At 74.3% G+C, this 13,415-nt stretch carries 10 protein-coding genes; 6 read left to right on the plus strand and 4 right to left on the minus strand.

From position 1 onward, the window contains the following. Genes rimO through HD601_RS21835 form a run of 3 tightly spaced genes read right to left on the minus strand, consistent with a single transcriptional unit; the run spans position 1 to position 4,638 of the window. The gene (gene rimO / locus HD601_RS21825; protein WP_184825413.1) at positions 1–1,434 is read right to left on the minus strand and encodes a 30S ribosomal protein S12 methylthiotransferase RimO; all 1,434 of its coding nucleotides are present in this window, start codon (positions 1,432–1,434) and stop codon (positions 1–3) included. Next, on the minus strand, positions 1,431–2,099 hold the full coding sequence (locus HD601_RS21830; RefSeq protein WP_184825414.1) for an alpha/beta hydrolase: 669 nt from the start codon (positions 2,097–2,099) through the stop codon (positions 1,431–1,433). The genes rimO and HD601_RS21830 overlap by 4 nt, the downstream gene beginning before the upstream one ends. Continuing rightward, positions 2,092–4,638: an FtsK/SpoIIIE family DNA translocase gene (locus HD601_RS21835; protein WP_184825415.1), complete on the minus strand. Its 2,547-nt coding sequence runs from the start codon at positions 4,636–4,638 to the stop codon at positions 2,092–2,094. The genes HD601_RS21830 and HD601_RS21835 overlap by 8 nt, the downstream gene beginning before the upstream one ends. 135 nt (positions 4,639–4,773) lie before the next feature. Here HD601_RS21835 and HD601_RS21840 point away from each other — a divergent pair, with 135 nt between their 5' ends. The 5 genes from HD601_RS21840 to HD601_RS21860 are packed head-to-tail and all read left to right on the plus strand — an operon-like array spanning position 4,774 to position 10,616. Next, positions 4,774–5,322, plus strand: coding sequence for a PadR family transcriptional regulator (locus HD601_RS21840; protein ID WP_184825416.1), 549 nt, complete (start codon positions 4,774–4,776; stop codon positions 5,320–5,322). Beyond that, positions 5,309–6,001 carry an ABC transporter ATP-binding protein gene (locus HD601_RS21845; RefSeq protein ID WP_184825417.1) on the plus strand — a complete coding sequence of 231 codons (693 nt, stop codon included), beginning with the start codon at positions 5,309–5,311 and terminating at the stop codon, positions 5,999–6,001. The genes HD601_RS21840 and HD601_RS21845 overlap by 14 nt, the downstream gene beginning before the upstream one ends. Further along, a complete protein-coding gene (locus HD601_RS21850) occupies positions 5,998–7,878 on the plus strand; it encodes an FtsX-like permease family protein (RefSeq protein WP_184825418.1) in 1,881 nt (626 codons plus the stop codon). The genes HD601_RS21845 and HD601_RS21850 overlap by 4 nt, the downstream gene beginning before the upstream one ends. A gap of 60 nt (positions 7,879–7,938) precedes the next feature. Beyond that, complete coding sequence (locus HD601_RS21855; protein WP_184825420.1) at positions 7,939–9,012, plus strand: S-methyl thiohydantoin desulfurase domain-containing protein; 1,074 nt, start codon at positions 7,939–7,941, stop codon at positions 9,010–9,012. Beyond that, positions 9,009–10,616, plus strand: coding sequence for a hydantoinase/oxoprolinase N-terminal domain-containing protein (locus HD601_RS21860; RefSeq protein ID WP_184825422.1), 1,608 nt, complete (start codon positions 9,009–9,011; stop codon positions 10,614–10,616). The genes HD601_RS21855 and HD601_RS21860 overlap by 4 nt, the downstream gene beginning before the upstream one ends. 39 nt (positions 10,617–10,655) lie before the next feature. On the opposite strand, the gene HD601_RS21865 is transcribed toward HD601_RS21860, so the two are convergent. Further along, complete coding sequence (locus HD601_RS21865) at positions 10,656–12,257, minus strand: PucR family transcriptional regulator (RefSeq protein ID WP_184825424.1); 1,602 nt, start codon at positions 12,255–12,257, stop codon at positions 10,656–10,658. A 325-nt stretch (positions 12,258–12,582) separates the two neighbouring features. Between HD601_RS21865 and HD601_RS21870 the strand changes: the two genes are divergently transcribed. Then, complete coding sequence (locus tag HD601_RS21870; protein WP_184825426.1) at positions 12,583–13,356, plus strand: TetR family transcriptional regulator C-terminal domain-containing protein; 774 nt, start codon at positions 12,583–12,585, stop codon at positions 13,354–13,356. Positions 13,357–13,415: the final 59 nt, after the last annotated feature.

The following is a 13,415-nucleotide window of genomic DNA, read 5'->3' on the forward strand; positions in this document are numbered from 1 at the left end:
CTAGGGCACTGCGACGGGTGCGGCGACGAGGTCGGCGCCGTCACTGCCGGTGACGGTCGCGGTGACGATGTCACCCACCGCTGCGCGCACGCCGGACACCGTCGTGGTGCCGTCGACCTCGGGTCCCTGGTGGGCCGCCCGGCCCTCGACGACGCCGTCGGGCGCCACCGACTCGACCAGGACGGAGACGGTCTCGCCGACGCGGTCCTCGGCCCGCTGGGCGACCAGCTCCTCGACCAGGTCGCTGATGCGCTCGACCCGCTCGGAGATCTCGTCGGCGTCGAGCTTGCCGTCGAACGAGGCCGCCTCGGTGCCGTCCTCGTCGGAGTAGCCGAACACGCCGACGACGTCGAGGCGGCCCTGGGTGAGGAACGACTCGAGCTCGGCGACGTCGTCCTCGGTCTCGCCGGGGAATCCGACGATGACGTTCGAGCGGATGCCGGCCTCCGGCACCCGGTCGCGGACGGTCTGGATCAGAGACAGGAACGACTCCGTCCCGCCGAACCGCTTCATGCGGCGCAGCAGCGGCGTGCTGGCGTGCTGGAAGGACAGGTCGAAGTACGGGACGACGCCGGGCGTGGACAGCATGGCGTCGACCAGCGTGGGGCGCATCTCGGCCGGCTGCAGGTACGAGACGCGCACCCGCTCGATCCCGTCGACCTCGGCCAGCGATGGCAGCAGCGTCTCGAGCAGCCGGAGGTCGCCGAGGTCCTTGCCGTAGGACGTGGAGTTCTCGCTGACCAGGAAGAGCTCGCGCACGCCCTGCCCGGCCAGCCAGCGCGCGTCGGCCAGCACGTCGGACGGCCGGCGGGACAGGAACGAGCCGCGGAACATGGGGATGGCGCAGAACGTGCAGGCGCGGTCGCAGCCGCTGGCCAGCTTGAGCGGCGCCATGGGGCCGCCGTCGAGCCGCCGCCGCACGGCCCGCGGCCCGGACGCGGGCGCCAGCCCGGTCGGGAGGTCGGGGGCGGCCGCGTGTCCTGGCACCGCTCCGGCCGCGGCCTGGCGATCGATCGGCGTGACGGGGAGCAGCTTGCGCCGGTCGCGGGGCACGTGCGAGACGTGCGCGGAGCCGCCGAGGATGCCGCGCAGCCGCTCGCCGATGACGGCGTAGTCGTCGAAGCCCAGGACGGCGTCGGCCTCGGGCAGTTCGCCGGCCAGCTCGACTCCGTAGCGCTCGGCCATGCAGCCGACGGCGACGACGGCCTTGGTGGCGCCCGACGCCTTGAGGTCGGCGGCGGCCAGCAGGGAGTCGACGGAGTCCTTCTTGGCCTGCTCGACGAAGCCGCAGGTGTTGACGAGGACGGTCTCGGCGGTTGCGGGGTCGTCGACGAGCTCGAAGCCGTCGGCGTCGAGGCGGCCGGCCAGTTCTTCGGAGTCGACCTCGTTGCGGCTGCAGCCGAGCGTGACGATCGCGACGGAATGCCTACTCATGTCGGCGGCCACTCTACCGCCAGCCCGGTGCGCGCCAGGACGAAGCGCGTCACCTCGCGGTGCCAGACGAACGGGTGGCGCAGCAGCGCGTGCCCGTCATCGGGCACCGGGACGTGCCGCACCGACGCCGCCACCCCGTCCAGAGCCGCAGCGAACGCCGTCGTCGCCCGCGGGTCGGTCGTGGTGTCGGCGGTGCCGTGCATGAGCAGCACGTGCCGCCCGGCCAGCATCGACGGCGTCTCGGACGGCGTCAGCCACGGCGCCAGCGCGGCGACGGCGACGACGCCCTCCCCCGCCCCCGCCTCCCCGGTCACGCGGATCGCCGACCGGCCGCCCATGGAGTAGCCGACCAGCGCGATCGGAACCTCCGGGTCACGCGCCCGCACGGCGGCCAGTGCCGAGCGCACGTCGGCCAGCGGCGACTCGTCGGCGCCGTTCCAGCCGCGGATCGCGTACCGCAGCCGCCACACCGTCAGCCCCAGAGGCGCGCCGGCCCGCCGCAGCGCCCCGGCGAACGGCCGCAGCCGCACCACCGAGGGCTGCCGGGCGCGGACCGGCTCGCGGCTCTCCGACCGGCCGCCGTGCAGCAGCAGGACGGCCGCGCGGACGTCGCCGCGCGGCCGGTCCTCCGTGAGAACGGGTTGGGGGTCCGGCGGCTCAGTCACCGCGCAGGACGTCCAGCACCTCGTCGAGCTCGTCGGGCTTGATCAGCACGTCGCGGGCCTTGGACCCCTCGGACGGGCCGACGATGCCGCGGCTCTCCATGAGGTCCATGAGCCGGCCGGCCTTGGCGAACCCGACGCGGAGCTTGCGCTGCAGCATGGACGTGGAGCCGAACTGCGTGTTGACGACCAGCTCGGCGGCCTGGCAGAGCAGGTCGAGGTCGTCGCCGATGTCCTCGTCGACCTCGCGCTTGGACGCGGCCGCCGCGGCGGTGACGTCCTCGCGGTAGTCCGGCTCGAGCTGCTCCTTGCAGTGGCCGACGACGGCGGCGATCTCGGTCTCGGTGACCCAGGCGCCCTGGACACGGATCGGCTTGCTCGCGCCCATGGGCAGGAACAGCCCGTCGCCCTGGCCGACCAGCTTCTCCGCCCCCGGCTGGTCGAGGATGACCCGGGAGTCGGCCAGCGAGGACGTCGCGAACGCCAGCCGCGACGGCACGTTGGCCTTGATGAGGCCGGTGACGACGTCGACCGACGGCCGCTGCGTCGCGAGCACCAGGTGGATGCCGGCGGCACGCGCCAGCTGGGTGATGCGGACGACGGAGTCCTCGACGTCGCGCGGGGCGACCATCATGAGGTCGGCCAGCTCGTCGACGATGACCAGCAGGTACGGGTACGGCGTCAGCACCCGCTCGCTGCCCTCGGGCGCCTTGACCTTGCCGGCGCGGACGGCCTTGTTGAAGTCGTCGACGTGCCGGAAGCCGAAGTTGGCGAGGTCGTCGTAGCGCATGTCCATCTCACGCACGACCCACTGCAGCGCCTCGGCCGCCTTCTTCGGGTTGGTGATGATCGGCGTGATGAGGTGCGGGATGCCCTCGTAGGCCGACAGCTCGACCCGCTTGGGGTCGACCATGATCAGCCGGACCTCGTCGGGCGTCGCCCGCATGAGCAACGACGTGATCATCGAGTTGATGAAGCTGGACTTGCCGGAGCCGGTGGCGCCGGCGACCAGCAGGTGCGGCATCTTCGCCAGGTTGGTGACGACGAAGCCGCCCTCGACGTCCTTGCCGAGGCCCGCGATCATCGGGTGGTGGTCCTTGCGGGCCACCGGCGAGCGCATGACGTCGCCGAGGCTGACGATCTCCTTGTCGGTGTTCGGGATCTCGATGCCGATGGCCGACTTGCCCGGGATGGGCGACAGGATGCGCACGTCGGCGCTGGCCACGGCGTAGGAGATGTTCTTCGACAGCGCCGTGACCCGCTCGACCTTGACGGCGGTGCCGAGCTCGACCTCGTAACGGGTGACCGTCGGGCCGCGGGTGTAGCCGGTGACGACGGCGTCGATGTTGAACTGGTCGAACACGCCCATGAGGGAGTCGACGACCTGGTCCGACGCGGACGACTTCGCCTTGTGCGGGCTGCCCTGCCGGAGCAGGTCGCTCGACGGCAGCGTGTAGGTGATGTCGCCCGAGAGCGCCAGCTGCTCGACCCGCTGCGGGATCGGCGTGTGCGGCGGCGGCTCCGCGGGGCCGTCGGCGGCCTTCTTGCGCTTGCGCAGCTCGCGGGCGACGACGGACGGCTCCGCCGGCGCGTCGGCGTCGTCCTCGGAGTCGGCGTCGTCGGAGCCCAGGCCGGCCAGCTCCGCGGTGTCGGCGTCGTCGGCCTCGGGGTCTCGCTTCCGCTTGCGCTTGGGCTTTTCGCGCAGCACCGGGGAGTCGTAGGCCTCGGCGTCGGTGGGCGCCAGCCGGTCGCGCCCGCCGCCCTCCTCCTCGTCGACCTCGGGACGGCGGAAGCCCAGCCAGCCCCCGACGACGACGCCGGCCGCCTGCAGCTGGGCGGTGACCTCGTACAGCGGGATGCCGGTGATGACCAGCACGCCGAACAGCGTCAGCAGGCCCAGCAGCGGTCCGGCCACCCACACCGTCAGCAGGTCGGCGAGGATGGTGGACGAGACGTAGCCGATGGCGCCGCCGGCCCGCTCCATGGCGATCTGCCCGTCGACGGGACGGGGCATGCCGCCGGCGATGTGCGCGAGGCCGAGCGTGCCCAGCGCGAGGCAGACCCAGCCGATGACCTGCCGGCCGCCGGGGCCGTTGCGGTCGGGGTGGCGCAGGGTGCGCCAGGCGGCCATCATCAGCAGCACCGGCGCGACGTAGGCGCCGGTGCCGATGGCCCCGGCGATGCCCTGGTAGACGGCCTCGTAGACCTGGCCGTCGAGCGTCCACCACACCGACGCGGCGACGATGAACGCCGTCCCGATGAGGAACAGCCCCACGCCGTCGCGGCGCTGGGAGGCCTCGAGGCTGGTGGCGGTGCGCCCGACGCTGCGCGCCGTGCCTCCGACCAGGTGGGCGATGCCCATCCAGATGCCGACGATCATCCGGCCGATGCCGCCGAAGAACTGGGCGACGAGACTCGGCTCCGGCGGCGGAGGCGGCGGGGGCGGTTCGGGTGCGCGACGCTTGCGGCCGCGAGCCGGGGTACGCCGCTTGGGCGTACCCGACGAGCTTCGCGACCGAGCCGTGGCTGTTCGGGTCGCCATGGTGATCACACTACATCTGACTCAGTCGCATCTTCAGTCACACGCGTCCCGGCGCGTCGAGCGAAATGTCCGAACCGAACCGAGTTCGGGCCAGCTATACACACGGCGTATACGCCCGGTGTACAGTACGCCGGCATGAGCACCTCGACGACCCTGCTCGCCCTGCTCGAACCCGCCCCGGCCTACGGGTACACGTTGAAGCAGAACTACGACCGGTGGTTCGCCCGGCGGCGTCCGCTGGCGTTCGGCCAGGTGTACGCGACGCTGGCCCGGCTCACCCGCGACGGCCTGGCCGACCAGGTCGAGGTCGAGGCCGGCCACGGCCCGGACCGCCGGCTCTACCGCATCACCGCCCGCGGCGCCGGCGTCGTCGACGCGTGGGTCACCGAGCCGCAGCCGCCCGAGATCGCCGCCGGCACCCTGCACGCACGGGTCACCGTCGCGCTGCTGTCCGGCCGCGACCCCGCCGAGGTGCTGGCCCGCCAGCGCGAGTCGCACCTGACCCGCATGCGCGCCCTGCAGGCCCTGCGCCGCGAGGCCACCGGGCCGGACCTGCTGGCCGTCACCTACGAACTGGCGCACCTCGACGCCGACCTGCGCTGGATCGAGGAGTCGGGCACGCGGCTCGGCGCCATCCGGCACCAGCTCGAGGCCGACAAGGGAGCCGACGATGCTCGAGGCTGACCGCGTCACCCTGACCTACGGCGCGACCACGGCGCTGCGCGACGTGAGCCTGACCCTCGCGCCGGGCTCGCGCACCGCGCTGATGGGGCCGTCCGGGTCGGGCAAGTCCAGCCTGCTGCACTGCCTGGCCGGCGTGCTGGTGCCCGGCCACGGGCAGGTCCTCGTGGACGGGCAGGACCTCACCGGCCTGAGCGACCGCGAGCGCAGCCGGCTGCGGCTCGAGCGGATGGGCGTGGTCTTCCAGTTCGGCGACCTCGTGCCGGAGTTGACGGTCGCCGAGAACGTCATGCTGCCGCTGCAGCTGCTCGGCACCCGGCACGCCGCCGCCCGGTCCCGCGCGCTGGAGCTGCTCGGCGAGCTGGGGGTCGCCGACGTGGCCGACTCGCGCACCGGCGCGGTCTCCGGCGGCCAGGCGCAGCGGGCCGCCGTCGCCCGGGCGCTGGTGCACGAGCCGCGGGTCGTGCTGGCCGACGAGCCCACCGGCTCGCTCGACACCGTCAACGCCGAGGCCGTGCTCGACGCCATGGTGGCGCTCAGCACCGGCATCGGCGCCACGCTGCTGGTGGTGACGCACGACAACCTGGTCGCGTCGCACCTGGACGAGCTCGTGGTGATGCGCGACGGTGCGCTCGACGGGGCGCACGATGCGGCGCTCGGCGCCCGCGGGGTCGTCGGGTGAGGGCCGCCGTCGCGCTCGGGGTGCGGCTGGCGTGGGGGTCGCCCGGGCGGCGGGCCCGGTCGCTCGCGGTCCTGGGCACGGGCGCCGCCGGCACCTGGGTCCTGCTCACGGTGTGGGCGATCGCCCACGGCCGCATCGGCGACACCGCGGCGTTCTCCGAGCAGGAGGTCGGCCGGGTCATGGCGGCCGTCGTCGGCGCCGTCGCGCTGCCGGTGTTCGTGCTGGCGGCCACGGTCGGGCGGCTCTCGGCGCAGCTGCGCGACCGGCGCCTGGCGAACCTGCGGCTGCTCGGTCTGTCGGCCGCGCAGACCCGCGTGGTGGCGGCCGCCGAGGCCGGGCTGGCGGCGGTGGCGGGTACCGCGGCCGGGGTCGTGCTGACGATGATCCTCCTGCCCCTGACGGGGTACGCCCCGCCGCCGCTCGCCTGGGCCGTCGTCGTCCTGGGCATGCCGCTGGCCACGACCGCCGTCGCCGTCCTGCCGCAGCGGCTGGACGCCCGACGCGCCGTCGAGCAGGCCCGCCGTGCCGACGCGCACCGGCCGTCGCCGTGGCGGGCGGCGCCGTTGGCCGCCGGCCTGGTCGTCTGCCTGCTGGCGCGGACCTTCAACGACGACTTCCTCATCAGCAACACCGAGGTCGTGGTGCTGTTCGCCGGGGTCGCCCTGGTCGCCGCGGGCATCGTCCTGGTCGTCCCCGTCTTCGTCCGGCTCGTCGCCGACCTGCTGCTGCGGGTGTCGAGCAGCCCGACGGCGACGCTCACCGCCCGCCGGCTGCAGGCCCAGCCCGCCGCCGCGACCCGGGTCATCGGGGCGCTCATGGTCGGCCTGTTCCTGGTCATCGGCGCCCGCGCGGTGCTGGTCGCGTTCGAGGAGACCTCCCAGTACGTCGAGGCGGCCGACCAGGTCGAGAACGGCCAGCGGGCCACCGTCACCGTGCCCGCCGACCGGCTCGACGACGCCCGCCGGCAGGTCGAGGCCATCGACGGGGTCCGCGAGACGTTCGCCTTCCCGACGCTCAGCGGCACCCTGGAGTGGCCGGGGTGGGGCGACGAGCCGTTCACGGCCAGCGCCGTGGTGGCCGGCTGCGACCAGCTCCGGGCATTCGCCGGCGAGACGCTGCGCTGCGTCGACGGGCGGGTCTCCACCCTGGAGTCGCCCTGGATGCCGGGCGAGGAGCCGCCCGGACCCGTCGCGCTGCGGGCCGTGCGCGACGGCGTGGAGGGCGGCGAGCCGGTCGAGGTGGCCCTCTCGGGCGAGCTGGTCACCGGGCCGGCCGGCACGGACCCCGATCAGCCGTACTGGGACTTCCGCCCGCTGTCGGCCACGTTCCTGGTCCCGCCGGACACGCCTGGCATCGAGGCCGTGCTCGCGGGCACCGACGCCACCGTCGTCGTGCTGGCCGAGCCCGGGCGGGACCTCTACCCGCAGCTCGAGGCGACCGGCCTGACCTCCACCTCGTACGTCGACCTCGAGTACTACGACTTCGTCGCCGGCCTGCGCACCGTCGTCTGGACCCTGGCAGCCGTCGTCCTCTCCATCGGGCTGCTGACCTTCGCGATCGCCGCCATCGACAGGGCCGTCGGCCGGCGGCGCGAGCTGGTGTCGCTGCGCCTGGTCGGCACCCCGCCGGGTGTCCTGCGGCGTGCCCAGTGGCTCGAGGCGGCGCTGCCCACCGGGCTCGGCTGCGCCGCCGCGATCGGCAGCGGGCTGTTCGCCGGCAGCACCTACCTGCAGCTCGGCTCGGAGATGGGCGACGCGCCGTGGCGGCAGGGCGGGCTGCTCATCGGCGCGGCCGTGCTGGCCGCCGCGGTCATCGCCGCCGTCACCGTCGTCGGCACCGCCGGGCGGCTGGCTCCCGAGCACATCCGCAAGGAGTGAGCCGAGCGCCGTCGGTCCCCGTATCGTCGTGCCGGGGTCCCCGGCCGAACGGAGCGGTGCGTGCATCAGGTGGACGGCGCTGATGTGGACGATCTGGCCCTCGGCGCGGCCGTCCTCGGCTGCGGCGGGGGCGGCGACCCGCACCTGGCCAAGCTCATGCTGCGCCGCGCCATCGACCGGTACGGGCCGGTGCCGGTCATCGAGGCGGCCGACGTGCCCGACGGCGGCCTGGTGCTGCCGGTCGCGGTGGTCGGCGCACCCACCGTCCTCGTCGAGAAGTTCCCCGGCGAGGGCGACGCCCGGCGGGCGCTCGAGGCCATGCAGCGCTTCGCCGGCCGTACGGGCGTGGCCGTCCTGCCGCTCGAGATCGGAGCCATCAACACACTGTTCCCGCTGGTCGCGGCCGCCGAGGTGGGGCTGCCGTGCGTCGACGCCGACGGCATGCGCCGCGCCCTCCCCCAGCTCGAGACCACGCTGTTCACGCTGGCCGGCATCGACGTGTCGCCGGTCTGCGTCGTCGGCGCGCTGGGCAACGCGCTGGTCATCGACGCCAACGACAACCGCACCGGCGAGCGGCTGACCCGGGCCGCCGTCGCCGAGCTCGGCATGGTCGCCACCGTCGCCGCCTACCCGATGAGCGGCGAGCAGTGCCGCGAGCACGCCGCGCTGGGGTCGCTGAGCCACTGCCTCGAGGTGGGCCGGCGGCTGCGTGCCATCCACGCCGGCCGGCCGGACGCGCACGCGGACTTCCTCGCCTTCACCGGCGCCGAGGTCGTGTTCAACGGCACGGTGACCGACGTGCTGCGGCGCACGTCCGGCGGCTGGACGCGCGGGACCGCCACGCTGGAGCACCTGGCCGCGCCGGACCGCCTGCTGCGCGTCGACTTCCAGAACGAAAACCTGGTCGTCACCGAGAACGGCCGCGCCGTCGCCACCGTCCCCGACGTCATCACGCTGCTCGACGTCGACACCGGCTGGCCCGTCACCACCGAGAGCGTGACGTACGGCCAGCGGGTCGAGGTGCTGGTCATGCCCGCGCACGAGCGGTGGCTGCGCCCGGACGGGCTGGCGCTGGCCGGGCCGCGCGCCTTCGGCTACGACCTCGACTACGTGGAGCGGAGGCTGCCGGCGTGAGGACGCTGCGACTGGGCGTCGACGTCGGCAGCACCAACACCGACGCCGCCGTCGTCGACCGCGACGGGACCGTCGTCGCCCGGCACAAGGCGGTCACCAGCGGCGACCTCATGACGGGGATCCGCCAGGCGCTGTCCGCGGTGCTGGCCGAGGTCGACCGGCGGGCCGTGGCCCGGCTGGTCCTCGGCACGACGCAGGCGGTGAACGCGATCGTCGAGCGGCGCATGCTGGCCCGGGTCGGCGTGCTGCGCATCGGCGCGCCGGCGACGTCGCTGGTGCCGCCGTTCACCGGTTGGCCGGGCGACCTGGTCGACGTGGTCGGCGGGCCGGTGGCCATGGTGCGCGGCGGACACGAGTACGACGGCGGCGAGATCGCCCCGCTCGACGAGGAGGCCGTGACGGCGTTCGCGGCGGCCTGCGCGGGCCGGGCCGACGCCGTCGCCGTCGCCGCCGTCGGGTCGGCCACCAACGCCGACCACGAGCAGCGCGCCGTCGACATCCTGGACCGGCTGCTGCCGGCCGGCACCGTCACCGCCGGGCACCGGGTCGGCGGGCTGGGGCTGATCGAGCGCGAGAACGCCGCGATCCTCAACGGCGCCCTGACCGGGGTGACGGCGGGGCTCCTGCGCGGGCTCGGCGCGGCGCTGCGCGAAATGGACCTGCAGTGCGACACGTACCTGACGGAGAACGACGGCACCCTGCTGACGGCCGACCGCGCCGCCCGCTACCCGGTGCGCACCATCGCCTCCGGCCCGACGAACTCCATGCGCGGCGCCCACCACCTCAGCGGGCTCGACGACGCCGTGGTGGTCGACGTCGGCGGCAGCTCCACGGACGTCGGCGTGCTCAGCGGCGGCTTCCCCCGGGTTTCGACGATGCCGACGGAGATCGGCGGGGTGCGCACCAACTACCGGCTGCCCGACCTCATCTCCGCGGCGCTCGGCGGCGGGAGCGTCGTGCGGCCCGCGTCGGGGGGCGGGTTCGCCGTCGAGGGCGGGTTCGCCGTCGGCCCCGAGAGCGTCGGCGCCGCCATCGGCACCGAGGCGCTGATCTTCGGCGGACCGGTGCTGACGCTCAGCGACGTGTCCGTGGCGGCCGGCCGGACGGCGTTCGGCACGGTCCCGGCGCCCGACCTGCCCGTCGACGCGGCCACCGCTGCCGCCGTCGTCGCCTCCGTCGACCGCCGGCTGGCCGAGCTGACCGACCGGCTGCGGGCCTCGCGAACGACGCTGCCGCTGGTGGCCGTCGGCGGCGGCGCGCACCTGGTGCCCGACGAGCTGCCCGGCATCCGAGCCGTGGTCCGGCCCGCCGACGGCGCCGTCGCGAACGCCGTCGGCGCAGCCGTCGCCGAGGCCTCCGGCACCGTCCACCAGGTCTACCGTTTCGACGTCACCAGCCGTCAGGCCTGCCTCGACGAGGCCCGGCGGCTCGCCCACGAGGCCGCCGTCCGGGCCGGGGCCGCGCCGGACCGGGTGCGGATCACCCGCATCTCCGAAGTGCCGCTCGCCTACCTGCCCGGCGACTCCGCCCGGGTCGTCGTGACCGCCGTCGGCCCCCTCGCCGACGCACTCCCTCATGATCATCAAGGATCGGTGGGGTCTTGACCCCACCGATCCTTGATGATCACGACGGCGGGCAGGCGGTCAGGTGTCCTCGTCGGCGACGGCGCGGGCGGCGAGGTGGGCGACCAGACGGTCGTTGGGCTGGGAGAGGTCGAGCGGCAGCAACGCACGGATCCGCTCGAGCCGTTGCAGGACCGTGTTGCGGTGCACGTTGAGGACGTTGGCGGTGGCCGTGGCCGAGGACTCGTGGTCGAGGTAGACCATCAGCGTGCGAACGAGGTCGCCACCCGGGTCGACCTCGCGCAGCGGTGCCAGCAGCGACGACGTCGCGCGCAGCAGCGGCTCGGAGCGCTGCCAGCCCGACAGCAGGCGGTCGACGCTCATGGAGCCGAAGGTCTCGACGGCGCCCGACCCGCCGCGCGCCCGGGCGAGGAGGCTGGCCTGGCGCGCCTCGTGCAGCGAGGCGCCGATGCCCTCGGCGCCGTCGTGGCCCGCGCCCAGCCCGCCCGCCACGAGCACGCCGGGGTGGTCGTCGCGGAAGGTGCGCAGGGCGTGGCCGAGCCGGCGGGCCAGGCGGTCGACCTCTTCGGGCTCGGGTTCGGCGTCCTGGGTGCGCCAGGTGGCCCAGCCGCCCGGGCGCTGGATGAGGTCGTGCGGGAGGTCGTTGTCGCGGAGCACCCGCTCGAGCCCGGCGATGAGTGAGGTGGGCCGGACGCCGGGGCCGACGGCCTGGTCGATGTTGAGGTGGATGCCGACGTGCCAGCCGCTGAGCCGCCAGCCCAGCGCCGTCGCCCGCTCGGAGGTGCCGGGGGCGATGTCGTCGGCATACTCGACGACGTCGGCCAGGACGACGGCGCGGTAGCGGGCCTCGCGCTCGCCGTCGAGGGACTTGGTGGCGATCCAGGCGGTGTAGGCCCACGAGGCCAGCGCGAGCACCCGGCCGACGGACTCGACCATGCCGCGCCCGGCCAGCGGCAGCCGCGCCACGAGCCAGAGGTTGGCCGGCAGTCCGTCGGCGACGGTGGCGGGATGGCAGATGAGCGTGTGGCCGTCGCCGAACAGCGTCACGGGTGCCGCCGGACCACCGGGGGGCAGCCGCTTCACCAGCTCGGCCCGGGTGGCGGGGTCGACGGTGGCGGGGTCGCCGGCCACCGTCAGGCCGCGGCCGTCGACCATGGCCGCCGGCACCCCGGCCGCCGCCTGCACCGCGGCGAGCAGCCCCTCGGCGCTGTCGGGCACCTGCCGCAGGCGGGTCAGCATGGCGTCGACCATGCGCAGCCCGGCCAGCCGCGGTCCGCGCAGATGCCGGTCGACGGCGGCAGCCGCGGCATGCGCGTCGAGCCGGGCCACCAGCACCAGCGGCATGCCGAAGCGGTCGGCCAGCCGGCCGGTGATCTCGGGCAGCGCGTGCGTGGTGCGCTCGACGACGAGCCCGGCCAGGCCGCGCCGGTGCGCCACCCGCAGCGCGACGTCGGCCGACACCTCCTCGACCGCGAGCCGCTCGCGCGGGAACAGCGGCAGGCAGCCGGCGGGCAGCTCGTCGAGCTGGCGCAGCGACGTGCCGACGACCACCGACGTGACCTCGTGCGCCAGCCCGCGCCGCCCGGCCACGACGTCGTACTCGCCGACGAGCCCGAGCGCGAGCAATTCCGCCAGCATGACGGCGGATTCTGCGGGCGGCATGTCATCCAGTATGTCGCGGCCCCTGGACGGCGCCATTATGGAGGCCGGTTTCCGCAGGCAGTGCCCAGGATCCGGATGTACGTGGAAACCCTCGATCCGGACAATCGTGTGCAATTCACCGGTTGCCCGTGACTGGTCGTGTTTCAGGTCACACGGTCATCATTCGACCGATAGGGCGGAATACACATGGGCGCGCTCGCGACCGTGCACTCCGCACATGGCCAAGATGATCTAGCGATTCCACCATCGTCTGCGGGGGGCGTCAGGCACTCGAGGGTGGGAGAGCACGATGGCCGAGACCAGGGTGGGGTCTGTCCTGAGACACTTGCGGCGGTCGCACACGCAGGCCGACGATCCCGACACGCACACGCTGCTCGATCTGGGGGTCGGGCTCATGCTGGAACCGCAGTCGGAGGTGACGACGGACCTCACCCAGCGGGTGCCGCAGCTGCGCTGGCCGACCCGCGAGGAACTGGTCCGCGCGTACAACCAGCACTCCGGGCTGCGGCGCAGCAAGGCGATCGTCGAGGACCGCTGGATCCGCATGGCCGACTACCACCGCGACCTCATCGCCTGGGTGGTGCAGCGGGTGGAGACGTCGTCCATCCACGCCCAGATGGACCAGGTGGCGGCGGCCCACGGCGACGAGCCGGTGAGCACCCCCGAGGCGTACCGCATCGCCGCGGCCGCGATCCACCGCATGCTCGGCGAGGAGGCGTTCCCGCTCTGGGCGATGTTCACCTCGCTGGCGGCCACGAATCCGGCGGTGAACGCGATGATGCGCCAGGCCCGTTCCGACGACCGCGAGCGGTGGGCGAAACTGGCTGACGAGCACTACGCGGCGGCCGGGCGCGAGCCGCTGCCGGGCATCGGGTCCGGCGACATCGCCGAGGCGGTGAACGCGATGTCCTACGGCCTCGCGCTGCGCTACCTCACCGACCCCGACGCGTTCGACCACGACCCGCTGCGCGCCGGGACGCTGTTCGCCCAGGCCAGCCTCGCACTGATCGACGCACTGCTGACGCCGCCGACGCCGCGGGACGCCATGCCGACCATGGGCCACGCGGTGGTGAACATGCCGCTGGCGGCGGCCGGCTGAGCCGGCTGAGCACGCGCCGGGGCGGGCGCGCGACCTCCGCGAGACAGGCGAACGCGCAT

Source organism: Jiangella mangrovi, from assembly GCF_014204975.1.
GTDB classification, from domain to species: Bacteria; Actinomycetota; Actinomycetes; order Jiangellales; family Jiangellaceae; genus Jiangella; species Jiangella mangrovi.

Excerpts from the sequence above, each read along its gene's own strand:
- rimO (WP_184825413.1), bottom strand. The coding sequence starts at position 1,434 with ATGAGTAGGCATTCCGTCGCGATCGTCACGCTCGGCTGCAGCCGCAAC.
- HD601_RS21835 (WP_184825415.1), bottom strand. The coding sequence starts at position 4,638 with ATGGCGACCCGAACAGCCACGGCTCGGTCGCGAAGCTCGTCGGGTACG.
- HD601_RS21840 (WP_184825416.1), top strand. The coding sequence starts at position 4,774 with ATGAGCACCTCGACGACCCTGCTCGCCCTGCTCGAACCCGCCCCGGCC.
- HD601_RS21845 (WP_184825417.1), top strand. The coding sequence starts at position 5,309 with ATGCTCGAGGCTGACCGCGTCACCCTGACCTACGGCGCGACCACGGCG.
- HD601_RS21865 (WP_184825424.1), bottom strand. The coding sequence starts at position 12,257 with ATGCCGCCCGCAGAATCCGCCGTCATGCTGGCGGAATTGCTCGCGCTC.